Origin of the sequence: Cohnella lupini, assembly GCF_003386205.1 — a bacterium.
GTDB classification, from domain to species: Bacteria; Bacillota; Bacilli; order Paenibacillales; family Paenibacillaceae; genus Cohnella; species Cohnella lupini.
In genome coordinates, this window is record NZ_QRDY01000003.1 from 197,280 (window position 1) to 222,483 (window position 25,204).

At 52.0% G+C, this 25,204-nt stretch carries 22 protein-coding genes; 17 read left to right on the forward strand and 5 right to left on the reverse strand.

Annotation, left to right across the window (positions count from 1 at the left end; translation table 11 throughout):
* The first annotated feature begins 85 nt into the window (after positions 1–85).
* Positions 86–1,006, forward strand: coding sequence for a LysR family transcriptional regulator (locus DFP95_RS07850; RefSeq protein ID WP_147304149.1), 921 nt, complete (start codon positions 86–88; stop codon positions 1,004–1,006).
* 28 nt (positions 1,007–1,034) lie between these two features.
* Here DFP95_RS07850 and DFP95_RS07855 read toward each other — a convergent pair whose 3' ends face one another.
* The 3 genes from DFP95_RS07855 to DFP95_RS07865 are packed head-to-tail and all read right to left on the reverse strand — an operon-like array spanning position 1,035 to position 3,498.
* Positions 1,035–1,643 carry a 3'-5' exonuclease gene (locus tag DFP95_RS07855; RefSeq protein ID WP_115992046.1) on the reverse strand — a complete coding sequence of 203 codons (609 nt, stop codon included), beginning with the start codon at positions 1,641–1,643 and terminating at the stop codon, positions 1,035–1,037.
* Positions 1,644–1,660: 17 nt separating this feature from the next.
* Complete coding sequence (locus DFP95_RS07860; RefSeq protein WP_115992047.1) at positions 1,661–2,611, reverse strand: TIGR03943 family putative permease subunit; 951 nt, start codon at positions 2,609–2,611, stop codon at positions 1,661–1,663.
* Complete coding sequence (locus tag DFP95_RS07865) at positions 2,608–3,498, reverse strand: permease (protein WP_115992285.1); 891 nt, start codon at positions 3,496–3,498, stop codon at positions 2,608–2,610. The genes DFP95_RS07860 and DFP95_RS07865 overlap by 4 nt, the downstream gene beginning before the upstream one ends.
* 601 nt (positions 3,499–4,099) lie before the next feature.
* Between DFP95_RS07865 and DFP95_RS07875 the strand changes: the two genes are divergently transcribed.
* The 4 genes from DFP95_RS07875 (at position 4,100) to DFP95_RS07890 (ending at position 11,519) form a co-directional block, all read left to right on the forward strand.
* Positions 4,100–8,182 (forward strand): choice-of-anchor I family protein, encoded by a 4,083-nt coding sequence (locus DFP95_RS07875; RefSeq protein WP_115992049.1) that lies wholly within the window; start codon positions 4,100–4,102, stop codon positions 8,180–8,182.
* 24 nt (positions 8,183–8,206) lie between these two features.
* Positions 8,207–9,193, forward strand: a complete 987-nt coding sequence (locus DFP95_RS07880) for a quinone oxidoreductase family protein (RefSeq protein ID WP_181907314.1) — start codon at positions 8,207–8,209, stop codon at positions 9,191–9,193.
* A 127-nt stretch (positions 9,194–9,320) separates the two neighbouring features.
* A complete protein-coding gene (locus DFP95_RS07885) occupies positions 9,321–9,986 on the forward strand; it encodes a hypothetical protein (RefSeq protein WP_115992050.1) in 666 nt (221 codons plus the stop codon).
* Between the two features lie 129 nt (positions 9,987–10,115).
* Entirely contained in the window at positions 10,116–11,519 is a 1,404-nt protein-coding gene (locus DFP95_RS07890) for a SulP family inorganic anion transporter (RefSeq protein ID WP_115992051.1), read from the forward strand.
* A gap of 112 nt (positions 11,520–11,631) precedes the next feature.
* Here DFP95_RS07890 and DFP95_RS07895 read toward each other — a convergent pair whose 3' ends face one another.
* Positions 11,632–12,489: an AraC family transcriptional regulator gene (locus DFP95_RS07895; protein ID WP_115992052.1), complete on the reverse strand. Its 858-nt coding sequence runs from the start codon at positions 12,487–12,489 to the stop codon at positions 11,632–11,634.
* A 115-nt stretch (positions 12,490–12,604) separates the two neighbouring features.
* Here DFP95_RS07895 and DFP95_RS07900 point away from each other — a divergent pair, with 115 nt between their 5' ends.
* A complete protein-coding gene (locus DFP95_RS07900) occupies positions 12,605–13,921 on the forward strand; it encodes an alpha-L-fucosidase (protein ID WP_115992053.1) in 1,317 nt (438 codons plus the stop codon).
* Between the two features lie 444 nt (positions 13,922–14,365).
* Here the strand turns inward: DFP95_RS07900 and DFP95_RS28855 are convergent, their stop codons facing one another.
* A complete protein-coding gene (locus DFP95_RS28855; protein WP_181907315.1) occupies positions 14,366–14,527 on the reverse strand; it encodes a hypothetical protein in 162 nt (53 codons plus the stop codon).
* Between the two features lie 50 nt (positions 14,528–14,577).
* On the opposite strand from DFP95_RS28855, the gene DFP95_RS07905 reads away from it, so the two are divergent.
* From DFP95_RS07905 to DFP95_RS07955, 11 genes are all read left to right on the forward strand, one after another.
* Positions 14,578–15,411: a lipase family protein gene (locus DFP95_RS07905; RefSeq protein WP_115992054.1), complete on the forward strand. Its 834-nt coding sequence runs from the start codon at positions 14,578–14,580 to the stop codon at positions 15,409–15,411.
* A gap of 228 nt (positions 15,412–15,639) precedes the next feature.
* Positions 15,640–16,554: a LysR family transcriptional regulator gene (locus tag DFP95_RS07910; RefSeq protein ID WP_115992055.1), complete on the forward strand. Its 915-nt coding sequence runs from the start codon at positions 15,640–15,642 to the stop codon at positions 16,552–16,554.
* A gap of 41 nt (positions 16,555–16,595) precedes the next feature.
* Positions 16,596–17,162 (forward strand): NADPH-dependent FMN reductase, encoded by a 567-nt coding sequence (ssuE, locus tag DFP95_RS07915; RefSeq protein WP_115992056.1) that lies wholly within the window; start codon positions 16,596–16,598, stop codon positions 17,160–17,162.
* Positions 17,163–17,468: 306 nt separating this feature from the next.
* Positions 17,469–18,380 (forward strand): transporter substrate-binding domain-containing protein, encoded by a 912-nt coding sequence (locus DFP95_RS07920; RefSeq protein ID WP_115992057.1) that lies wholly within the window; start codon positions 17,469–17,471, stop codon positions 18,378–18,380.
* 31 nt (positions 18,381–18,411) lie between these two features.
* The gene (locus DFP95_RS07925; RefSeq protein ID WP_115992058.1) at positions 18,412–19,194 is read left to right on the forward strand and encodes an amino acid ABC transporter permease; all 783 of its coding nucleotides are present in this window, start codon (positions 18,412–18,414) and stop codon (positions 19,192–19,194) included.
* Positions 19,191–19,901, forward strand: a complete 711-nt coding sequence (locus DFP95_RS07930) for an amino acid ABC transporter permease (RefSeq protein WP_115992059.1) — start codon at positions 19,191–19,193, stop codon at positions 19,899–19,901. The genes DFP95_RS07925 and DFP95_RS07930 overlap by 4 nt, the downstream gene beginning before the upstream one ends.
* Positions 19,898–20,650, forward strand: a complete 753-nt coding sequence (locus DFP95_RS07935) for an amino acid ABC transporter ATP-binding protein (RefSeq protein WP_115992060.1) — start codon at positions 19,898–19,900, stop codon at positions 20,648–20,650. Before DFP95_RS07930 ends, DFP95_RS07935 begins: the two co-directional genes overlap by 4 nt.
* A gap of 19 nt (positions 20,651–20,669) precedes the next feature.
* A complete protein-coding gene (locus tag DFP95_RS07940) occupies positions 20,670–21,680 on the forward strand; it encodes an LLM class flavin-dependent oxidoreductase (RefSeq protein ID WP_115992061.1) in 1,011 nt (336 codons plus the stop codon).
* A 42-nt stretch (positions 21,681–21,722) separates the two neighbouring features.
* The gene (locus DFP95_RS07945; protein WP_115992062.1) at positions 21,723–22,901 is read left to right on the forward strand and encodes an amidohydrolase; all 1,179 of its coding nucleotides are present in this window, start codon (positions 21,723–21,725) and stop codon (positions 22,899–22,901) included.
* Complete coding sequence (gene solA, locus DFP95_RS07950; RefSeq protein ID WP_115992063.1) at positions 22,898–23,986, forward strand: N-methyl-L-tryptophan oxidase; 1,089 nt, start codon at positions 22,898–22,900, stop codon at positions 23,984–23,986. Before DFP95_RS07945 ends, solA begins: the two co-directional genes overlap by 4 nt.
* An 86-nt stretch (positions 23,987–24,072) precedes the next feature.
* Positions 24,073–24,585: a DinB family protein gene (locus DFP95_RS07955; RefSeq protein ID WP_115992064.1), complete on the forward strand. Its 513-nt coding sequence runs from the start codon at positions 24,073–24,075 to the stop codon at positions 24,583–24,585.
* Positions 24,586–25,204: the final 619 nt, after the last annotated feature.

A 25,204-nucleotide genomic window follows, 5' to 3' on the forward strand; every position in this document is an offset into this window, starting at 1 on the left:
AAATAAATCTAATATTATTGATAATAATATAGATGGAATCTATAATGGTTTTGATTTCACGTTTTTGCATGGGGAGGGATATGGCTTGAACGTTCAACAGCTAAGAGCATTCCTGTCCGTATGTACGGGCAGCACGCTTCTGGAAACGGCGGATAAGCTGGGATTGAAGCAGCCGACGGTCAGCTTTCATCTGCGAAAGCTTGAAGAAACGCTGGATGCCGAGCTATGGCATAAGAACGGCAGGGGTTTTCGGCCGACTCGAATAGCGGACACGCTGCTTCCGTACGCTCGGAAGATTGTTGCGCTCGTCGACGAGGCGGAGCTGCGGGTGAGCGAGCATCGCGATAAGCATGGCGGGCAACTGAGGATCGGGGCCAGCCATACGCCGGCGACCTACTTGATTCCCCCTTACTTAGCGGAGTTTCGCAAGAAGCACCCCAACCTCCAGCTGTTGCTGACGGTCAAGAAGGCCGCATCGGCGATAGAGATGTTATCCGCGCATGAAGTAGACGCGGTTATCGCGTCTTTGCCCGAGACTGCGGAACCGGAAGGAATGACGGTTCGTCCGCTAGTGGAGGATGAATTGCGGTTGTTCCTATCGCCGGAGCATCCTCTAGCTTTCGTAGATCAAGTCACGATCGATCAATTGAAATCGGAAACCTTCCTGTTGCACGAGCAGGGCACGACCTCGCGTCAATTATCGGACCGTTGGGGCGAGCAAGTCGGGTTGAATTTCCATCAGGCGATGGAGATGGGCGCGATCGAGACGATCAAAGAGGGATTGAAATGCAACATGGGCGTTGCCGTGCTTCCTTGGCGCAGCGCGGCCAGGGATGCCGAGGCAGGGCTTCTCGTCGAGAAGCCGTTGCCCGGTTACCGAAACAACCGTTATATTTGCCTCGTCTATCGGGACGAAGAAATTTTGTCCCCGCATCTACGCTTGTTTATAGACTTCATCCAAGCGCGTCTTGCTATGGAAAAAGGCTCTATCCCCATGCTTTCATAGGGATAGAGCCTTTTCGCGTCAATCTGGTTCAAGCGTATTTGATTTCGATGGGAACCATGCTCGCTTGCTCCGGATGCCACTTGGGTACTCCGTATTTTTTCATGTAACCGAGCACGTTAAGGTCTTTCGCCACGCTTTGCTCCTCGTTCATCTTCTCCAGCAGCTTCCAGCAAGCGTATACGTCGTTCAACGAACGATGCGCGCCTTCCAGGTCGATTCCGTAACGGGTACACATTTCTTTCAGGTTGTGCGGGTATGTATGGCGTGCGCGGCTGATCGTCAACGTATCGAGAAATGAATTGGAAAACGATCGGTTGGCGAGTCGCAATAAGGTATGGTGCAGGAAGCTTAAGTCGAACATCGCGTTATGGGCGACGATCGTGCTGTCCCCGATAAGACGATTGAGTATCCGGAAAGCCGTTTCCTCGTCCATGCCGTTTACCAGGTCTGCGGACGTAATGCCAGTTATCTCCGTTATCTTAGGGGATAATGCTCCGTTAAAGCGAATGAGCGTGTTGAATTGGCTGACGATCTCGCCTCCATAGCAGCGGATGGCCGCCATCTCGATCACGCGATCGCGAGCGGGATCGAGGCCGCTCGTCTCGAAATCCAACACGGTTATATTATCCAGAATCATCGTTGTTTCTCCTCCGCTTAGGAATAAATTCGGTACACATATGGATCTTTCGGAGCGGGAATCGATTCCCAGGAAGTAACCTTAAGCACGGGAATCGTCTGCTTGAACGGTTGGTAGAGCTCCGACGAGAGCTTGCCGGTTACGCGCACCCAATCGTCGTCGTTCAGCTTCGTTCCCTTGGGAAAATCCACGAGCATTCCGAATACGCCCGAATCGGCGGCGCAATGGATGAAGCCGAAACGGAAGACGAAGTAATGGTCTCCGTCGACCTGCTCGCCTTTGTACGCGAAGCCGTCGAACGAGATCGTCCGTCCCATGAAGTCTCCGGGGAAGTTATAGATGACCTCCATGCCTTTCATGTAATTATCGTCATTCAGAGGAATGACGGGGAGATCGAGAAATTCGGCGAGCTCTTTGTTTTTAACCGATTCGTAGCCTTCCGTACCGTAAAATACGCTGGAGTCCGGCTTCAGAAACTGATGCTGTCCCGGATTCTTGTCCGACATCGATTCGTTGGCGGCCGGGAACGAGAAGCCCTTTGCCTTCACGAAGCTGGAGTCCAGAGTCTGCACGGGCAGGAATATCCCGGTAAAAATCGGAACGCTGAGGATGAGGTAGCCGACCGTCCTTTTCCATCTGGAAGAGGATTCGTGGGAGTGGCCATGATCGTCATGAGAGTGATGGGAGTGATCGTGGGCAGCGTGATTGTGCGTATGGTCACCGTGATCGTGAGCATGGTCATCCTCGTGCTCATGATTTTGCTGCTTGGCGGCTTCGACGTTCTTTTTCTCCGCCTGCTCAAGCCGGTACATCCGCGCGACTTCGACAATGCACAACAGAAGAAGAATGACAATGGCGCTAATCGATAGATAGGCATATCGGGTATTGATGAATTTGTTTAATTGGCCTTGGTAATGAATCAGGAAAAACATCAGCGCGAAGCCGAACAAAATGTAGAATCTAATCATCCTACTAACCTCCCAACGATCAAAGATCCTGCCAGCGTGCATATCGATACGAGAGCGATCAGAGCGATTACGAATTTCGAGCGGAATGAACCTAGCAGCATCAAGGTGTTCTTAATATCGATCATCGGGCCGAAAACGAGGAACGCGGACAAGGCGCCCATCGAGAAGGTGCTGCGGAACGAAGAAGCGATGAAAGCGTCCGCCTCCGAACAAAGCGACATCGTGAAGGCGAGCGCCATCATGACCAATGATGCCATAACGGGATTGCTCCCGATATGCAGCAATGAAGAAGTCGGAATGAACGTCTGCATGGCGGCAGCGATGAAAGCTCCGAGCACAAGGTATTTGCCCACCGAGAAAAATTCGTCGACCGCATGAAGGAGCACGGAGCCGAGCCTCGGAATCAAAGGCGTGCGCTTGCCGGAAACGACTATTGGTTGTTCCGATGTAGCGGCCGTTAGATGCTCGCTCCCTCTCAGCGGGAGGACGGGGAAAAAGTAGGCGACCGTCATGGAGACGACAAGCGCGACGGCGAACGCCATTCCCGCGCGAATCGCGACGACTCTCCAGTCGTTGCCGAAAGCTATGTACGTAGAGAACAGCACGATCGGATTCACGATCGGACCGGTCAGCATGAAGGCGATGCCGGCGTTAAGCGGAACGCCTTTGCCCAGCAGGCGGCGGGTGATCGGGACGATGCCGCATTCGCACGATGGAAAGAGAATGCCGACGCTACAGCCGAACAAGGAGGAGAGGAACCGGTTCTTGGGCATGATCCTCGCGATCCAACGTTCCGTTATGAACGATTGAATCAGTCCGGAAATCAATACGCCCAAGAGAACGAACGGGATCGCCTCCATGATCATGCTCAGGAAAATGGTGTTCATTTGGAGAAGAGTTTTCACTTATGCACCTACTTGAGTTTGATAAGAGAGTCTATGAATCTACATTACCATAACGTTTAGTAGAATACCTTAACATGGCTAGCAAGTTTGTAATAGGCGGAGCGGGGAACGCTCAGGGAGAAAAAGTTTCGAGCAATAGCATCGCCAGGCAAGCTTATTTCGGATCGAGGAGCGACTTTCGGGCAAATAGCATCCCCAAGCAAGCTTATTCGCGTCATGGGGCGACTTTCGGGCAAATAGCATCGCCAGGCAAGCTTATTTCGGATCGAGGAGCGATTTTCGGGCAAATAGCATCGCCAGGCAAGCTTATATCGCGTCGTGGAGCGACTTTCGGGCAAATAGGACCGTCAGGCAAGCTTATTTCGCGTTTGGGAGCGACTTTCGGGCAAATAGCATGCCTATTGAAAGAATTTTTTTCAAGAAAGATTATTATATGTCTACTATATAGTCTTCCAAAATTCGATTAATAGACGTCTAATTAACGTTTGATTTTTAACATTGAGATTACACTCCAAGGCATTAGCGATGATTAATTGCCCCTACACTGAGGAAAATAACCAGAAAAAGGAGTGTCATCTTGCAAATGTCAAGTAAAAAAGGTCTTTCACTTTTACTAGCTTTAACCGTATTGGTAAGCACGATCTTCTCTGGATCCGCCACAATGGCAGCACCCGTCGAACCGGGTACTCCGTACGATGCAAGCGGTTATAACGTAACAGTTCCTCACGTTATTATTAATCAGGTGTATGGCGGAGGAGCTTCTACCGCTACTAAAACACCTATCACGAATGGATTTATAGAGCTTTATAATCCAACAACTAGCGATATCGACTTGAGCTCTTGGTCCATCTGGTATGCAGGACGTGATTCTGAAGATTGTACTGCATCTGCGGATTCGTGGGTCCAACTTAATCTGACAGGTACTATTAAGGCCGGTTCCTATTATCTTATTACCGGCGGCAAGTATGGAGATCCCTCAACGATAGTACTAGATATTGACGGAAAAGGCGATCAATCATGGCCTTCTAAATTCTTTAACAATAAAGGATTAAAAGTACTGCTCGTTGGGAACCAATCCCCTACTCCTCCCATTAAAAACCCATACGAAGCGATATCCTCTGATTACGTAGATATGGTCGGAGTCGCTTGTAACGAAACAAATAGTTCGATTGATGGATATGAAGGTGCTACATATCCAACCGGCAAGGATTTTGGTCAATCGAAGCAAAAGTCGGTTAAAAGGATCAGTTTGACGGATACAGATAATAACGGCGTAGATTTCAAGCAAATCAATTACGAAAAGGCAACACCTGAGTTCATCGCAGCAAATGGTCCGCATATTAAAGCATCCTTTTCATTCACGACTTCCTCCTTGCCGAATGCAACGATCGGCACTCCGTACTCCACGACGCTAGCGGTATACGGAGGTACTACACCTCTTCATTTCTCGTCGAATAAGCTTCCGGATGGTTTACAATTGGATTCTGTAACCGGAACCGTTTACGGAACGCCGGCTTCAGGAACAGAGGGGACGAAATCAATCGCTTTTGAGGTAACTGACAGTTCTACTCCGCCGATTAAGGCGAACAAAACATTATCGCTGAAAATTTCTCCGGCAGCGATCGTTTACAACGATCCGCTGAACGTGACTAAAATCGGATCCTACTCCGTCGGGATTACGAACTCGGAAGGCGGAGTAGCGGAGATTGTTAAGTATAATAAAGAAAACGGAAAGTTCTATCTCGTTAACGGTTCGGCTCAACCGCCGACGCTGGATATCGTTAGCTTGAAGGCAAACGAGTCCATGTCTAAGGACAAAAGCGTAGATGTAGAGAAGTTGTCCGAAACCAACGGTTTCGTTTACGGAGATCTTACAAGCGTAGATATTAACACGACGACGGAACGCGTTTCAGTTTCGGTTCAAGCAGAAGACTATAACACGCCCGGTAAAATCCTCGTATTAGACTACGATGGAAACTTAATCGAGGAATATCCAGCCGGGAATCAACCGGATATGATCAAGTCGACGCCGGACGGCAGATACATTCTGACGGCCGACGAAGGCGAAGCGCGCATGGGTAACGGGAATGACACCGTAGATCCCGTAGGTTCGATTACTATCGTAGATACGGTAAATGATTCCATATCTCACGTAAAATTCGACGATCAATCGGTTATCGCTGACGACGTGCATATTCGCGGCGCTTCGGTTGATAAAGACGGACAAATCGTAAGCAGCGGAACGAAAGCGGACGCCGTTCGGGATTTCGAGCCCGAGTATATCACCCTGTCGGGAGATTATAAGAAAGCTTTCGTCTCCTTGCAGGAAAACAATGCGATCGCAACGATCGACATCGCGAATAAAACGGTTCTATCCGTAAAGAGCTTAGGCTTAAAGGATCTTAACGATCCGAAAAATTCATTGGATTTAATTAAAAACAGCACTCCAGAAATTCATTTGGAAAACGTGCCTTTCAAAGGCGTTTACATGCCAGATGGTATTGCGACCTACAGCGTAGGCACTAAAAACTACATTTTAACGGCGAACGAAGGGGACGCAACGGAGTGGCCGGCTGAAGATCCATCGAGAATCAACGTAACTAAGGTATCCTCTGTTAAAGGATTATTAGATCCGAATTCGGAAGCCGCTAAATTCTTAGCCGGAAAAACGGCTTACGATAAAACCGAAGTTCTTAGCGATATGGGCAACGATAGCATCTATCTATTAGGCGGACGTTCGTTCTCCATCTGGGATGCTGATTCGTTGGCTCAAGTGTTCGATAGCGGCAATGATTTCGAGGAGATAACGGCCGAAAGACTTCCTGATTTCTTTAATTCAGGTCATGACGAGCTTGGACTTGATCTCCGTAGCGCGAAAAAAGGACCCGAACCGGAAGACGTCAAAACGGGTAAAGTCGGAAATAAAACTTTCGCATTCGTAGGGTTGGAACGAGTAGGCGGAATCATGACGTACGATATTACCAACCCGGCAAACGCTACCTTTGCTAATTACATCAACACTCGCATACTCGATACCGAAGACGAGGATATCGCGATGGGAACCGACACCGGCCCAGAAGGAATCGAATTCATCCCGGCAACTGACAGCCCAACTGGACAACCTTTGCTGCTCGTGGCATTCGAAGTAAGCGGCACGGTCGCTGTATATCAAATTAACGCCACTAAAGTCGCGCTGGACAAGACATCAATCTCGACCCAAGTGGGCAATGCTCCAACGAAGATTACCGCAACTGTTACTCCTGCGGGCGGCAGCGCGGCAACGGTAACATGGACATCTTCTAACAATGCTATAGCAACTGTTGATTCGAACGGCAACGTAACGCCGGTTGGAGCGGGTACGGCGACGATTACGGCTCTAAGCGCGGACGGTTTAGGCGAAGCGCAGGCTGTCGTAACGGTCGCAAGCGCTCCATACAGTGGCGTAATTGGCGGGAATACGGGCGGAACGGAAACTCCAAAGCCGCCTGTTAGCTCCGGTAGCGAAACGGTCATAACGGTTGAAACCAAAGCGACTGCCGACGCATCCGGTAAGGCGGAAGCCACTTTCACCGACAAGCAAATCACGGAATCCTTGGAAGCATTGAACAAAGCGGCTTCCGAAGGAAAAACATCGGTCTTGGAGTTAAAGGCAGTTCTAACGGGAGAAGCCAAGGAAGCAATCATTCATTTCTCGGCTGATTCGTTAGCCGATATTGCGGGCAGCAAAGCGTCGGTCAAGATCGACGCGGGCGTCGGTACGGTTTCATTCGATCAAACGTCGATCGCGACGGTAGCGGCAGTGACCGGAGACGTTTCGATTTCCGTCAAGAAGCTGGAACCAACGGCAACCGGTAGACCGGTGTATGATTTCACCGTTACGGCTGGCGGCAAAACGGTATCCGACTTCGGAGGCGGCACGGTGGAAGTCAATCTTCCGTACACGCCTTCGGCGAACGAAGATATTCATGCTATCGTTATCTACTACGTGTCCGATTCCGGCCAAACGGTCGTTGTGCCCAACAGCGTATACGATCAGGCGACGGGCAAAGTAACCTTCAACGTGAAGCATTTCTCGAATTATTCGATCGGTTATAATAAGCTTTCATTCGGAGACACGGGTTCAAGCTTCGCCCAAGATTACATCACGTATCTCGCGGCCAGAGAAATCATCGGCGGAGTAGGCGCCAACAAGTTCGCGCCGACGGATAAAATGACGCGGGCGGACATCACGGTGATCCTGGCGCGCATGGCGGAAGCGGATCTGAGCTCTTATGCGGTATCCAGCTTCGTGGACGTGGATTCCAGCGCCTATTATTCCAAATCCATCGAGTGGGCGGTTGACCAGGGCATCGTTGGCGGAATCGGCAAGGGATTGTTTAATCCGAAAGCCTTCGTTACCCGGGAACAACTAGTAACGATGATCGCGCGCTACGCTACATTCAAGAAGTTCGCTCTTCCGCAATCGGTCGGACCAGTGACTTTCGTCGACCAAAGCAAGATTCCATCCTATGCATTAAGCTCGGTCGTTGCCGTTCAACAAGCGGGAATCGTAGGCGGTAAAACGCTCTCAAACCAATCAGGTCTGTTCTTCGCGCCGAAAGATAACGCAACTCGCGCGGAAGCAGCAAAAGTATTGGCAATACTGATGCAGGCTATGATTAAATAGTCATAAGCCATATCAGTCGGAGTGATGGATTTGAAAGCATTGGTTTTTCATGAATTCGGCGGTCCCGAAGTACTGCAAATAAACGAGGTGACGGATCCGGCCATTGTGGCCGGGTCCGTTGTCGTTCGCACAAGAGCCATTGGCTTGAATTTCGCCGATATCTATCGGCGTCGGGGCAATTATCATCTGGCGGGGAAAGCGCCGTGGATTCTCGGTTACGAGGGAGCCGGCATCGTCGAGCGCGTGGGCGAAGGCGTCGAAGGTATTCGAGTCGGGGATCGAGTCGGATTCGCGGATGCGCCTTATGCGAACGCGGAGCTCGTCTCCGTAAGTGCGGATCGCGTTATCCCGTTACCTCCGGACGTCTCTTTCGAGATGGCGGCGGCGATTCTCTTGCAAGGTTTAACTGCCCATTATCTTGCGAACGACAGCTATCCCGTACGCGCAGGTGATGAAGTGTTGGTGCATGCGGCGGCGGGAGGGGTCGGTCAACTCTTGATTCAATTGTGCAAATTAAAAGGAGCAAGGGTTCTCGGACTCACCTCCAGCGAAGAGAAAAGGGAAGTCGCATTAGCGGCCGGAGCGGATGAAGTACTGTTATACGAGGACGGAGCCGATCGCGATTGGGCAAGTCGGGCGCGAGATTGGTCTAGGGACGGCAACGGCGTAAACGTAGTTTACGATTCCGTGGGAACTACGTTAATGGATAGCTTCGCAGCAGTCAGAATGAAAGGCTCGGTTGTATTCTACGGCATGGCCGGAGGCAATCCGCCCTCCGTCGATCCTCGTTTCCTCATGGATTCGTCCAAGACTCTTACCGGAGGAGATCTATGGAATCATGTCACTACGAGAGAGGAACGCGTTAGGCGCTCTTCCGAATTGTTCGCGGATCTGTCGGCCGGAAGGCTCCGGTTGGACATCCCGCGGATTTTCGCGCTTAGCGATGGTGCTGACGCTCACCGCTTGATGGAAAGTCGGCTCAGCACGGGGAAGATCGTGCTCGTTCCTTAAAACTGAGATCCTATTTGCAAAAACCGATAGATTCTCCGCGATCATGAGTAGCTTGCTACTGCTCTTTTGCCCGATATGGGATATAATAAGAAATAGCGAGCTTTTTTAGTCATGAGGAGGATTTACCTTGAATCAAACGATTACGATTAATAAAAAAGAAATTGCCGTGACCTTTTCCAACTATTTCGATTCGGAGCTTGGCGAATTTCTGTTCAAGCAGGTCATGTGCGACGTATATATGCCTGGCAACGAGGTTGTTCCCATTGCCGTCGAGAAGGAGCAAATCCGGCTCGTAATCGAAGGCTTCAAGAAACGTCCGGAGCTTCGGGACGAAATTCCCAAAGAGAATATCAAGGGCAAGCCTTGTTACATCATTAACTCCAGAATGCGCTACGACCTCGATTGGTTGAAAGGGAACAAGCCGCCTAAGCCTATCTCCCTCGCCGAGCATGAGAAGATGAAGGCCGACGAAGCCCGCGGCATTAAGCCTGTCGCGCCGACTGTCAATGCGTCCGAAGAAGCTCCCGAGCCGAAGAAGCCGGAAGAGGAAGTGCCGAAAGCGCCCGAATATAAGGATAACAGACGCAAATTTTTGTTATCCAAAGGCTTCAAGCATAATCTTGCAACGAACAACTGGGAAGCCAAGGATATCCGTTTCCCCGATTCCAAGATCGATAAGTCACCGTCCGATGAAGAATTCTCCCAGGGGATGAACCGTCTGTTAGAAGCTTCGTATCAGAACCATTTGAAGCGGAAAACGAAACCCGCCAAAAGCACGGAAGCTAAATCTTGATTCAACCCGACATCCGTTCCTCTCGAACCGCGAGAGGACGGATGTTTTTTACGATCGTAGACGAATGCCCGCGTTCAGGTTATCATCAACGAGTGCAACTTACTACGCAACTAGAGAAGGAGCAAGGGTATGTTAGACCGATTAAGAATATCCTGGTTTTCCAATATACGGGCGGATGTGTTGGCGGGGATTACGACGGTCCTGGCGCTAATCCCCGATTCGCTTGCGTTTGCTTTCATCGCCGGCGTTAATCCGATGATCAGCATTTATTCGACGATTTGCATTCTCGTACTCATATCTATATTCGGCGGCCGTCCGGCAATGGTCTCGTCTACGGCGGGTTCCATGGCGGTGCTCATGACGGCGCTTGTGGCGCAGCACGGCGTGGAATATCTGTTCGCCGCCACGATATTAACCGGAGTCATTCAACTGGCGATGGGATTGTTCAAGATGGGAAGATGGATGAGCTTCGTGCCGCACTCGGTCATAACCGGATTCATCAACTCGCTCGCCATCCTTATTTTCATCTCGCAGCTCCGCTATTTCGAAGGCCAATCATGGCTTATGTACGCCATGGTCGTCGCGACGCTCGCTATTATCTATATTTTGCCCAAATTCACGAAATCCGTGCCTTCCCCGCTTGTGGCGGTCGGTTTTATGACCGTGACCGTCGTATTCACGCATCTCAACTTAAGCACCGTCGGAGATCTTGCGAACATCGAGCCCACGGTCCCGTTCTTGCATATTCCTAATATCCCGTTCACTTTGGATACGTTATGGATTTTGTTGCCGACGGCATTCTCGCTTGCGATCGTAGGTTATTCTGAGACGCTCTTGACCCAGACGATCATCGACGAGATGACGGAGAAGAAGACGAGCAAGGATAAGGAAATGAAGGGCCAAGGTATCGCTAATACGGTTACCGGCTTCTTCGGTGGAATGGCCGGGTGCGCGCTCATCGCGGAATCCGCCATTAACGTTAAGGTAGGCGGACGGGGAAGGTTATCGACTTTAGTCGCCGGTTTGGTGCTTCTCCTACTCGTATTCGTGCTGGATGACGTACTCAATAGTATCCCGATAGCCGCGTTGGTCGGAGTCATGATGATGGTGTGCATCGAGATTTTCGATTGGAACTATTTCCGTACCATTCGAAGCAAGCCCGCCGCCCATACGGCGATCATGCTTATTACCGTGGCGATCGTCGTGGCGACGCACGATTTGGCGATCGGAGTCATCGTCGGCGTGTTATTTAGCGTTCTAGTGTACGCTTACCGTTCCGCTACGCAGCTTCAGATTAAGGAGGAACAAAACGGCGACGAGAAGGTATATCGAGTGACGGGTCAATTATTTTTCGTTTCCAGCGATAAGTTGCTCGATCGGATCGACTTCAATGACGACCACGATAAAATATGCCTGGATCTGTCCGCTACCCACGTTTGGGACCATTCGGCATCCAAGACGTTGGATAAGATTGTCGAGCGATTGTCAGCCAAGGGAAAAAGAGTTCGCGTGAAATATAAAACCGCTAGCTGAATCGAGTTTCTGCGGAGAAAAAACGAATTCCAACCCGGTAGTCGGGTTGGAATTTTTTTCGGAGAGGGAAAGCTCGTTTATCGAATAGGAGTAATAAAAAAGGAATCCATCTTTAATCCGTCCGCGGGGAGTGAACTGCTAACGCTTGTGCCCGGTATTCCGTTGGACTGCGGCTGCTCTCCCTGCGAAAGGCTTTGGCGAAATGGTTCGTGTCGGGGTATCCGACCCTTTCGGCTACCTCCTTCACGCTGAGGGAAGTCGCCCCGAGCAAGGATTTCGCCTTCTGAATTCTCTTGCGGTTCAAATATTTAAGCGGCGATACCGCAAAATGCTTATTAAAGTAGCGGACGAGATAGTTGGGATGCAGATGGACGTGCTTGGCGATTTGCTCCAGCGTGACGGGCTCGGATAAATGATCTTCAATGAATTGCTCGATCATGTTCAATCGGGTGATATCGCCCGCTCTGCCCGGAACGACGCGGATGTGGCTGTCGGCTTCGGTTAAGAAACAGGCGATGATTTCCAGCAAAACGGCTTTCTCGCGAATTCGCGCCGTGAAGGCGGAATCGTTATGCAATTCCGTGAGTTCAAGGAACAAGGCTAGCATACGTTCGTTGTTGCGTATGTCCATGCACTTGGGAACGTCCAACCATTGGAAGAGATCAAGCTCGCCCACCGTAGCGGTAAAATGGCACCAATATTTGCGGTACGTATTCGCGTTAATCGCCGAAAACGACTGCTCAACGTGGGCAGGCATCAGGCATAGCTGACCGGCCGTCGGAGAGTATTCTTTGCCGTCTATTTTCAACCAACCTTCTCCTTCGCGGATGAAGTAGAACTTGTTGTATGCGGGTATATAATCCGTCTCGCGCCATTCGGGCGGACAGTGCGTGTAATGCGCTTCGACGAGATGAACCTGAAGGCTGTGGAGCAGATCGGTCATGAAAACCGAGCTTGGATTAAGCGTCATCGTCGTTCACCTCAGAAAGTTAATCTTATCCCCATGCAAGCTAATTCCCTGCCTTTTGATTATAGCAAATGGTTGCTAGACTGGGGATAGTCGAAAAAGTGGAGGCGCTTACGAAATGGGACAAACTTATATCGAGCAACGGACCGAGAGAACGGAATGGTTCCTTAAGGATCGCTTCGGAATGTTCATTCACTGGGGACTGTACGCAATCCCCGCAAGAGGCGAATGGGTAAGGAATTCGGAAAGAATCAGCAATGAGGATTACCAAGTTTATTTCGACGAATTCAATCCGGTGAGATACGACCCCAAGGCCTGGGCCAAGACGGCGAAGGCCGCGGGCATGAAATACGCCGTGTTGACCGCGAAGCACCACGACGGCTTCTGTTTATTCGATAGCAAGCTGACGGATTACAAATCGACGAACACGAAATCGGGACGCGATCTCGTTCGGGAATTCCTTGACGCTTTCCGCGAGGAAGGCCTTAAAGTGGGGTTGTACTACTCTCTGATCGATTGGCACCACCCCGACTATCCGGCATACGGGGATGAGCATCACCCCATGCGGGATAACGAAGCGTACAAACGGGATCCGAGCACGTTCGGTCGATATTTGGACTATATGCACGGACAGATCCGCGAGCTCCTAACGGATTACGGCAAGCTGGATATCATGTGGTTCGACTTCTCTTACGGGGAAATGAAAGGCGAAACGTGGCGCGCGACCGAACTGATGGAGACGATTCGTTCCCTCCAGCCGCATATCGTATTGGATAATCGCTTGGATGCTAGCGGCGGGAATGGCGGCAGTATCCACACGAGCAATCCGAGCTTTTATTCCGGAGATTTCGCTTCGCCGGAGCAGATCATTCCGCCGAGCGGGGTAACCGACAACGAAGGTCGCTCGATCCCATGGGAAGCGTGCGTCACGTTGAACAATAATTGGGGCTACGGGTCCACGGATAAGACTTATAAAAAGGCGGGAACGATCATTCGTAAGCTCGTCGAGTGCGTGAGCAAGAACGGGAACCTGCTTCTGAACGTCGGGCCGGACGCCAAGGGCGAGATTCCGTTGGAATCGGTACGAATTCTGGAGGAAGTCGGCGAGTGGGTGCTGCGCAACGGAGATAGCATATACGGTTGCGGTCAGTCGGAGCTTCCTAAGCCGGAATGGGGACGGTACACGCGGAAAGGAAATAAGCTGTATGCTCATATTTTCGAGGAGAGCATCGGACCGGTTAACCTAGCCGGACTGGCGGGTCGCGTTAAGCAAGCGAGGCTGCTCTCGGACGGCTCCGAATTATTCGTTTCCAGGCCGTGGAATACCGAGATGTATCCCAACGACGCATTCTTTAACTTCGCGCGCCCGGAGGTGCTCACTTATCCGTTGCCGGATGAGCGTGATACGGTCGTGGAGTTGATTTTGGAGGATTAATAGGAAATATAAGCGTTCGCTTCCGCGGTCTATTTGGCGGAGCGAACGCTTTTTTTTGGCGATTGCCTCGCCCCGCACCGCCATAGTCGGAAAAAGCGACTAAGGCTGGCCACCCCGTATCGCCTCGCGCCGCCATAGTCGGAAAAAGCGACTAAGGCTGACCACCCCGTATCGCCCCACGCGCCAATAGTCGGAAAAAGCGACTAAGGCTGACCGACCCGCCTCGCCCCGCGCGCCCATAGTCGGAAAAAGCGACTAAGGCTGACCACCCCGTATCGCCCCACGCGCCAATAGTCGGAAAAAGCGACTAAGGCTGACCACCCCGTATCGCCCCGCAACGCCATAGTCGGAAAAAGCGACTAAGGCTGACCACCCCGTCTCGCCCTGCGCGCCGATAGTCGGTAAAAGCGACTATGGTAAACATGAACCAGATATCGATGCTCGTCAGCAACCGGAGTTCCTTTCCGGAGCGACTTTCGCGCAAGGGTAGGTCACGAGCGCGGACCATCGTTCTACGCCGCCTTCAAGAAAATCGTAGGAACGACGCCATGCGAGGTTAGGGAAAAAGAAAAATAAATCGATATCCATCGTCGGTTCTCTAGGCACCACGCGGCTCTCTTCTTAATAGTTTATGGAATGAGGCGGAGGTTGAGCGGATGAAAGCAAGCGGATACGATAACCGGACGGCGATATTTCTCGCATCCGTGTGCAGTCAGACTTACGCGCATTATAATAATCCCGACGGCTCGTTCGTCATGCCCGAATCCTATGAGCCGGTAGCGGATATTCTAGCCGAGTCGTTGACCGGCGTCACGGAGAGATTCGGATTTATTATCCAATCTCCCGAATATGCGATCATCGCTTTTCGGGGTACGAGCTCGACGACCGATTGGGTCTCGGATGCGATGGCGAGCCAATCGAAATACAAATGCGTTAAGAATGCCGGACAGAGCCACCGCGGAATCTCTAATATCTACTATTCGGCACGGGAATGCGTATTGAAAGCTCTACGAGAGATATCTACCGACAAAACTTTATATATAACGGGCCATAGCCTAGGGGGAGCGCTTGCTACCCTGTGTGCCTTGGATATATCAACGAATACGTTATTCGGCAATCCAGGGGTATATACCTATGGCTCGCCGCGGGTAGGGGATCCGACATTCGCCAAAACATTCAATAATCGTCTGAGGTATAGTTATCGCATTAACAACCGATTCGACGTCGTGACGCATTTGCCGCCGCAGGCGTTCAAGTTGCCCAAGAGAACAAGAACCTATTACTACAAGCACGTTGCCCAGTCCGAAATGCTATCTTTCCATAACGGATCGATTCCCGGCAATCATGTCATCAGCAGCTATTATTTCGTGCTGGCCGAGGGCGATCCTGCCTACGCGGCGCAATTAAGCAGGGCGAATCCCGGGTTGTGTCCCGCTTATGCCAGGTATGGACTGCGGGATTTCGAACAGGCGGGAGGCGATAGACATTAGCGATAATCAGCAATAAGTTCTATCGAACCATCAGAGGGGCTGCATGGGCAGTTCCTTTCGCGTTGCGAACTATAACGTTGGCGATTCCGGAAGCTTGGCGATTAAGAATCGGCGCCAAGTCATGTATTTTATTCACCGAAGCTTCTCTAAGGGTGATAGAAAATATCCTTTACTTTTACATTATTCCAAGTTATCCTATTGGTTAAATATGATACAGATGGACTGGAGGTGTTTCTTGTTAACATAGAAAACATCGAAGCGTTCGTGTACGTTATTCATTGCGGAAGTTTCAATAAAGCGGCGGAAGCGTTATACTTATCGCAACCATCGGTAACAGCTCGGATTCAATCGCTCGAGCGGGACCTCGATTGCAAACTGTTCGACCGGCAAGGCAAGCAAATCCAGATTACCGACGAAGGTAAGAGGTTTCTGCCTTACGCCCAGCAGCTTCTGCTCACGTACCAGAAGGGGAAGCTGCACGTGAACCGCAAGAAGTCGCTGCCTGACGAATTCAGAATCGGATGCACGGTATCGGTGTCCAATTACATCATACCGGAGCTGCTCCCCGACCTGCAGAACAAATTTCCGAATACGCATTTCAAATTCGTAACGGGTACGACCGACGAGATCGTGGGGAAGGTACTCGGCAAGGAAGTAGATGTCGGCTTCGTTCGCAACGTGAATCATCCGAATCTGCAATCCGTTAAGTTCTACGAAGATCCGATTTCCTTGTACGCTTACGAGAATCATCCATTCGTCGATGCCGACCGGGTGTCCGTAGAGCAAATCGCGGAGCAACCCCTCGTATTCTTCGAATGCGGTGCATTGGATTGGCTGAGAATTCATCGGTTATTCGAGCATTTGGAGCAGTCGCCGAATATCCGTATCCATACGGATAATTCGGAAATGGCCAAGAAGCTGGTCCTGCGGAAAGCGGGCATCTCCTTCCTTCCTAACGTATGCGTGCGCGAGGAAGTCGCCGAAGGAAAATTGTTCTCTCTCCGCGTCCCGGAGACGAGCGGGATATCGCTGCAGACGAATGTGATTTCCGGACACGGCGAGCATGATCCGTTTCTGTCGGCTATCATAGAAATCGGCAAGGTGCTTACGCTAAGACAACCGTCACCCGCGTGGAGCAAATGAAATCGTAAATGATCTCTAATTATCGAATCGGAGGAATTACCATGAGTCACATCGTTATTATTGGAGGCAGTCCAACGCCGGGCTCCCGATTAAACGGAATCATCGAGCGCGTGGAGAGCAAATGGGTGGAAGCGGGGATTAAAATCAGCCATATTCGCGTATCCGAGCTTCCGGCGGAGGCGCTGTTGCACGCGAATTTCAAGGATGAGAAAATACTTGAAGCATTGGCTGTAGTAGAATCCGCAAGCGGAGTAGTTATCGCGAGCCCGGTGTATAAGGCTTCCTTCACGGGAATTCTGAAGGCTTTCTTGGATCTGCTTCCTCAGACCGGACTTAAAGGCAAGGCGACGCTTCCCCTGTTCATCGGAGGAACGATCGCCCATTTGTTAAGCTTGGATTACGCATTGAAGCCGATTTTGTCCGTCTTGGGCAGCAGGAACATACTTGTCGGGGTGTATGCCATCGACCAATGGGTTCAGCGGCTTGACGCCGGCGGATTCGAATTGTCTGAGGAATTGCAGGAACGTCTGGATCGGGCTGCGGAAGAGCTAGCCGAAGAAATTACTTGGATCGGAATTCGCGCTAAGGAGAAAATTGTCATTTCGTAAGTGCAACGAGGGTGCTCGATTGGCATGCCTTTTCAGCTAGATCGATTGAAATTATTTTTCGTATCGTATTCGCCGCCTTGGTCTTTAAGACCGGGCGGTTTTTTCTATTCAGAGCTTCATCAAGATTAAAACAATGTAAAATGATGCGAATTATCGGATTATTGAATCGACCTATAGAATATCTCTATTATCGAATGCATTGACGGTACAATCGCTCGGTGATATCGTTAAATCCAACGTTAATTCTTACTTAACCACTAGGAATTATAAGTTTAATAAAAACAGAAAAGCGGAGGGAATCATCTCATGAAAAAAACGACATGGCTGGCAATTGCAATTATCTTGGTTTTAACCTTGGCGGCGTGCGGAGCTAAGAACAATAACGCCAAAAACGCAAGCGCGGGGGCATTGTCCGAAGCGCCGGTCGCAAGCACGGCAGCGGCTTCCGAGAGCGCCGCTCCTAGCGAGTCGGCCGCTGCAAGCCCGGAAGCGCCGGCGGAGGTCAAGAAAATCGTCGTAGGTACGGGCAACCAATTCCCGAAAGTCGCATTCGTCGACGAGAGCGGCAAGCTGACCGGATTCGACGTCGAACTGGTTCGGGAAATCGATAAGCGCCTTCCCGAATACGAATTCGAGCTGCAAGTAGTGGACTTCACTAACATTCTGCTCAGCCTGGAGACCAAGAAAATTGATCTGGCAGCGCACGAGTTCGAGAAAAACGCCGAACGCGAAGCTAAATATCTGTTTAACAAAGAAGCCTACGCGCACTGGAAAAATAAAATCGTCGTCGCTAAAGAAAACAACGATCCGATCGAAACCTTGGATGACGTCAAAGGCAAGAAGTTCTTCACGACGGCAACGAGCGCGCAAGCTCAACTTCTCGAGAACTACAACAAGGACAACAAAGACGGGATCGATATCGTGTATAACAACGGCGGAGCTAACGACGCCGTTTCCCAAATCACCTCCGGCCGGGTATACGGCACGTTAGCAGCCGATTTCGTGCTACCGATCATCGATCCGGAAGGCAAGCTGAAGACCGTAGGCAAAGCGCTCAGCGAAGCCGATATCCTGTTCTTGTTCCGCAAGAACGATCCCGAGCAGCAAACTTTGGCAGATGCGGTGGATAGGGCGATCATCGAACTGAAAGCGGATGGAACGTTGGGCAAATTGAGCACGGAATGGTTGGGCTTCGACGCATCGGTCTCGGAAAAATAGTCTAATCTTCCAGAAAGGGTGAAGTCGAGGTATGGGTACGCAATTCGATATCGCCTTCGTATTCGAGTATTTTCTGAAACTGCTGCCTTTCATTAGAATCTCCCTGGTTATCGTCGGAAGCTCCATACTCGTAGGAATGGGCGTCGGGTTTCTCGTCGCCCTTCCCAGGCTTTATAAAATACCCGTGCTTCAGAGGATATCCCAAGTGTATGCTTCGTTTTTCCGCGGCACGCCGATCCTTATCCAATTGTTCTTGATCTACTACGGGTTGCCCGAGATTCTGAAGCTCGCGAATATCGATGTTTCGAAAGTACCGGTGCTGTTTTTCGTCATTCTGGCATACGGCTTGCATAGCGGAGCTTACATGTCCGAAGGAATCCGGGCGGCGGTAACGGCCGTTGACCGGGGGCAGGTGGAGGCTGCGTATGCGGTCGGCATGACCGGATTTCAAGCGTTCACGCGGATCGTGTTCCCCCAGGCGCTCGCGATATCGATTCCGATCTTGGCTAACTTGGTCATCGCCACGTTGAAGGATACCTCGCTCGCCTTCACGCTGGGAGTCATGGAGCTGACGGGCAAATCGCAGACGCTGGTTACGATGTCCAGGCATTTCATCGAGAGCTACGTCGCGCTCGCTCTCGTCTATTTTATTATTAGCTTCATCCTGGAAAAGCTGTTTAATCTCGCGGAACGCAGGCTGCTCAAGCATGAAGCACCGATCTCGAGCAAAGACAGGGTCCCGATGGGCAGAAAATGGTTGAACAGCAGAATAGATGGCGAGATCGCGTTAAGCAAAGGAGGTTCGGGCATATGACGCTGGATTTTTCGTTCATATGGACGGCATTCGTGAAGCTGTTGCCGGCCATTCCGAATACTCTTTACATCACCGTCGTTTCCGTAAGTTGCGGCTTCATCATCGGCACGATCGTAGCGTTAAGCCGGATATACAAGATTCCGGTGCTGAACCAACTAGGAACCTCGTACGTTACTTTCATTCGTGGAACGCCGATGCTTACCCATCTACTGCTCATCTACTTCGGATTGCCCCTGATCATTGACGGTCTCGCGGAGAAATACGGCTGGTCGTTCAACTCGGTTTCGATTCCGATGATCGGCTTCGCCTACATCTCCTTCTCGATCACGGCCGGGGCTTACTTGGCGGAAGTCATTCGCTCCGGTATGCTGGCCGTCGACAAAGGACAGCTCGAAGCCGCGCATTCGATCGGAATGACGACGTTCCAAGCGTTGCGCAGGATCGTGTTCCCCCAAGCGTTCGCGGCGGCGCTGCCGAACCTGTCGAACTCGTTGATCGGAATGCTTCACGGTTCGACGCTTGCTTTTACGGTATCCGTCGTCGATATTAACGCCAAGGCTCAGATCGTCGCCGCGACGAACTGGAAGTTCTTCGAAGCCTATCTTGCCGCCGCGTTGATTTTCTGGGGACTGACGATCGTCATCGAGAGAATTACGGCTTGGCTGGAGAAACGGATCAACGTATACAATCGCGGGGGTGTCGCATGATCAAGCTGACGAAAATCACGAAATCCTTCGGCCGCAACCGAGTGCTGAACGGAATCGACCTCACCGTCGAGAAGGGCGAAGTCGTCGCGATTCTGGGACCGAGCGGGTCCGGCAAGACGACTCTTCTCAGATGCATCAATTACTTGGAGAAGCCGAACGACGGGGAAATTTCCATCGACGACTTCATCGTCAATTGCAGAAATCCCGCCAAGAAAGACATTCATGCCCTCCGCCGGAAAACGGCGATGGTATTCCAGAATTATAACTTGTTCCGACATAAGACGGCTCTCGAGAACGTAATGGAAGGACTTGTGATCGTCAAGAAAATATCCAGGGACGAAGCACGCAAGCTCAGCATTGAATTACTGGAGAAGGTAGGGCTTGGGAACAAGCTGAGCTCTTATCCAAGCCAGCTATCGGGGGGACAGCAACAACGCGTCGGCATTGCCCGGGCGCTTGCTCTTAACCCTGAAGTCATTCTGTTCGACGAACCGACCTCCGCGCTCGATCCGGAGCTTGTCGGCGAAGTGCTCGCCGTCATTCGCAAAATCGCCAAAGAAGGGATCACGATGATTATCGTGACCCATGAGATGGGATTCGCCCAGGACGTCGCGAACCACGTCGTTTTCATGGACGAAGGCGTCATCGTGGAAGAGGGTCATCCCAAACATATATTCAATTCTCCCAAGGAGGAGAGAACGAAGCAATTCCTTGCAAGGATTACCCCGGAAAGCGCCTATTCGATTTAATCAAAAGGAGCGGACGTTCGTGGCTATCAAATTCGGAATATTAGACCAAAGCATCGTCTTCCCGGGGCAAACGCCGGCGGAAGCTCTAGGCAATACGATCAAGCTGGCGCAGCTTGCGGAAGAGCTCGGCTTCGAACGCTTCTGGGTGTCGGAGCATCATGACTCCCCGCAAATGGCTGGTGCTTCCCCCGAGGTGCTGATCTCCCACCTGCTCGCCCGAACGGAGAAAATCCGCATCGGATCCGGCGGCGTCATGCTTCAGCATTACAGTCCGTACAAAGTGGCGGAAAATTTCAACGTGCTGGCTTCTCTTGCGCCTGGTAGAGTAGATTTAGGAATCGGCAGAGCGCCGGGAGGGTTGCCGCGATCTACTAAAGCATTGCAAAAAGGGTTGTCCGAAACCGAACCGCTCGCGGATAAACTGGTCGAGCTGGAAAAATTTCTGCACGGTTCGTTCGATGATGGCCACCCGCTAGCGGGTCTGCAGGCGAATCCGTTGCCGCTGCTGCCAGCGGACATTTACCTGCTTGGCACGAGCGTATCCAGCGCGAAGCTCGCGGCGGAACGAGGTTACCCGTATGCGTTCGCGCTCTTCATCAACAACGATCCGGATACAGCGAGGGCTGCGTTCGATACTTACCGCGAGTTTTTCAATCCGGATAAGGGTACACGCCCTGTCGCGATATTGGCCTTGTCCGTCATCGCGGCGGATACGGAAGAAGAGGCCGCGGAGCTGGCCGGTCACTTCAAGAGCGTTCGCGTGACGCTCGCCAGCGGGAAGACGGTGAACGTCGGTTCGCTGGAGCAAGCGGAGGAATTCGCCAAACAAGCGGGAGAGACGTATACGGCAGAAGTTCGCGATGCGGATATTACGAGAGGGACGAAGGAAACGGTTCGGGCGAGGTTGATCGAACTAAGGGATACCTACGATGCGGATGAGCTTATTTTCACGACGATCGTACCCGATTTCCAGAAACGCGTTCGATCGTTCCGCCTACTGAAGGAAGCTTTCGAGGAACAACCGGTCTAAAATAGAAAAGTAGAAAAATAGGCAGTTTAGGAGGGGAAAGCAATGGGGAAATGGACGTCCGGACCGTTCGATGAGCGATTGGTAGCCTACAGGCGGCATCTGCACGCAAATCCCGAGCTGTCCCATGAGGAGTTCGAGACGACGGCCTCCATTCGCGGATGGCTGGAAGAGGCGGGAATCCGCATAGCGGATTATCCGCTGCGGACAGGAGTGATCGCGGAAGTCGGAGGACTTCGCGGAGGTCCGGTCATCGCCATTCGAGCGGATATCGACGCTTTGCCGATACAGGAAGAAACGGGTTTGCCTTATGCCTCGCGGGTTCCGGGCAAAATGCATGCTTGCGGCCACGATTTTCATACCGCCGTCGTGCTGGGAACGGCATTGGCTCTGAAGGAGCGGGAGCAAGAGCTTGGAGGAACGGTCAGGTTTATTTTTCAACCGGCGGAAGAGAAGGCGAAAGGAGCTTCGCAAGTCATCGCAAGCGGTGCGCTGGAGGGAGTCAAGGCGATATTCGGCTTGCATAACAAGCCGAATCTGCCGGTCGGAACAATCGGCGTGAAAGCCGGTCCGATCATGGCGGCTGCCGATGGTTTCGTGGTGGAGGTCGAAGGGCGCGGAACGCACGCCGCGGTTCCGGAGGCGGGACTGGATCCCATCGTGACGGCCGCGCACATCATTACCGCGCTGCAATCGATCGTTAGTCGCAACGTAAGCGCGCTGGATAGCGCCGTCATCAGCGTTACACGGCTGAATAGCGGGACGGCTTGGAACGTGATCGCGGAGAAGGCGATTTTCGACGGGACGCTGCGGACTTTCGATGAGAGCGTACGAGCCAAGGTACAAGAGCGATTCGAGCAGGTGGTACACGGAGTAGGGATCGCTTTCGAAACGGAAACGAAAGTGAAATGGCTGGAAGGACCGCCGGCCGTCGTGAACGATCCGGATTGGGCGGCGTTATCCGCGCGGACTGCCGAATCGCTCGGCTTAACGGTCGTCGAGCCGGCTCCGTCTCCCGCGGGCGAGGATTTCGCTTTTTATTTGCAACGCGTGCCCGGCATATTCTTCTTCTTAGGCACTTCGGGCACGCAGGAATGGCATCATCCCGCGTTCGATATCGACGAGCGGGCATTGCCCGTCGGAGCTTCCTTCTTTGCAGCTCTCGCTGTCGATGCACTGGCCCGGCTAACGGACTCGTCACTCAAGCAGGAGGCGAGGGCATGAGACAGCTATACGACGTCATCGTCGTCGGCGCGGGTTCCATGGGCATGAGCGCAGGATACGAATTGGCGCGCAGAGGTCTCAAGACTTTGTTGATCGACGCCTTCGATCCGCCGCATCCGCACGGAAGCCATCATGGAGAGCCTCGCCTGATCAGGCATGCTTATAGCGGAGGGTCTACTTACGTTCAAATGGCTTTACGCGCGGACCAACTGTGGCAAGAGGCGGAAGCGGAGTCCGGCGATAAGCTGTTGGAGCGGGCAGGAGTACTGAATATAGCCGACCCCGGCGTTTACACCTATGAAGGCCGGTTCCAGGATGCAGCCGAACACGGCGTAATCGTCGAGGATCTCAACGCCGACGAGATACGCAAGCGTTGGCCCGGCGTTCGGGTTCCCGATCATTACCGCGCGATGTACGAGCCGAACGCAGGCTATCTCTATAGCGAGGCTTGCGTGTCCGCTTATAAGAAATTGGCTCTTCGGACGGGGGCGGAGCTGATTACCCATACTTTCGTGACGAATATCAAGCCCGGAAGGTCCTCCGTTACCGTAACCACGAAAGACGGGGAATACACCGCCGCGAAGGTCATCCTTAGCGCCGGAGCTTGGTTCAGAACATTCTCTTCGCTCGTCGACTTGCCGATCAAAGCCGTTCGCAAGGTCGTGGCGTGGTTCGAACCGGAAAGTCCGGCGTTTAACGCGGGAGCTTTTCCCGGATTTACGTTCGGGGACGTCACCGGGGGATATTACGGTTTTCCGAGCATCGGAGGCGCCGGCGTGAAAATAGGCAGGCACGACACTGGAGTAGAATGGCATCCGGGCGAGGAACTCGCGCCGTTCGGAACGTATCCGGAGGACGAGAGCGAATTGCGCCGAGCGTTGGACGCGTTCCTGCCGGGCGCTGCGGGAAGATTGTTGCGCAGCGCGGTGTGCAAGTATGAATTAACGCCCGACGAGCATTTCATCATCGATTCCCATCCCGAATTTCCGAGCGTATTGCTCGCGGGCGGGTTCTCCGGGCACGGCTTCAAGTTTTCCAGCGCGGTCGGCGAGATGCTGGCCGACCGCGTCGAGAGAGGAAGCTGAGGCCAGGATACCGTTATATTCTCCGCTTCCAGATTTGCGCAAACCGCGAAATGAAGCTGCCAAGCTATTTTTAAGGAGGAAATCATGTGACGCAATCTCAAAGCCAAATTCCGCTTCCGGTGGATATCGATACTTATTTGCACACGTATGAGCAGCTTCAACAAGCGATCGACGGGTTAACCGACGAGCAACTAAGGTGGAAAGCATCCGAGAAGCAATGGAGCGTGACGGAAGTGCTTGCGCACTTGGCCGATCACAATATCGTCGTTTCTTTCCGGATTCGCGAAATTCTGTCGGGCTCCGAAGTTCGCCTACCCGGGTTTAACCAAGATGCATGGGTTGCGGGCGAGAAGTCGAACGACGGCAACGCGTCGGACGTATTGGACGTTTTCAGAATCCTGCTTATATACAATAGCCTCCTTTTCCGCCGCTTAACCTCGGAGGATTGGAGCAAAACCGGCGTCAATTTCAAAGGGGAAACCGTTACTCTCGCGGCTATCGTTCATGCGTTCATCGCGCATGTCCAAGGCCATCTTGCCCAGATCGACAGAGTCAAGCAGGGCGAGAAGATCTCGCGCGAAGCTAGCCATTCCGGTTAAGCGGCAAGAATTCTAATGGGCAGCCACGGTATAGCTTCTCGACAGGCTCTATTACCCCCTCGCGGTTACTACTAGACCTCCGCTCGTAAGGATGCGGATTCTGATCGATTTTCGTAGGACATCAACTCGTTGGGGGCTTATGTGTAAAGTTACTCGTTCAAACCGGGTAATTCTCGCTACAGTTGGCGATTCGCTCGGAGTTACCCGTTCAAACCGGGTAATTCTCGCTGCAGCTGGCGATTCGCTCGGAGTTACCCGTTCAAACCGGGTAATTCTCGCTGCAGCTGGCGGTTCGCTCAGAGTTACTCGTTCAAACCGGGTAAATCTCGCTACAGCTGGCGATTAGCTCGGAGTTACCCGTTCAAACCGGGTAAATCTCGCTACAGTTGGCGATTCGCTCGGAGTTACCCGTTCAAACCGGGTAATTCTCGCTGCAGTTGGCGATTCGCTCGGAGTTACCCGTTCAAACCGGGTAATTCTCGCTGCAGTTGGCGATTCGCTCGGAGTTACCCGTTCAAACCGGGTAAATCTCGCTACAGCTGGCGATTCGCTCGGAGTTACCCGTGCTAGAAGGCTGAGTTAGCTTGATTTGACCACTTAGGTTAATAGGTTAAATTCT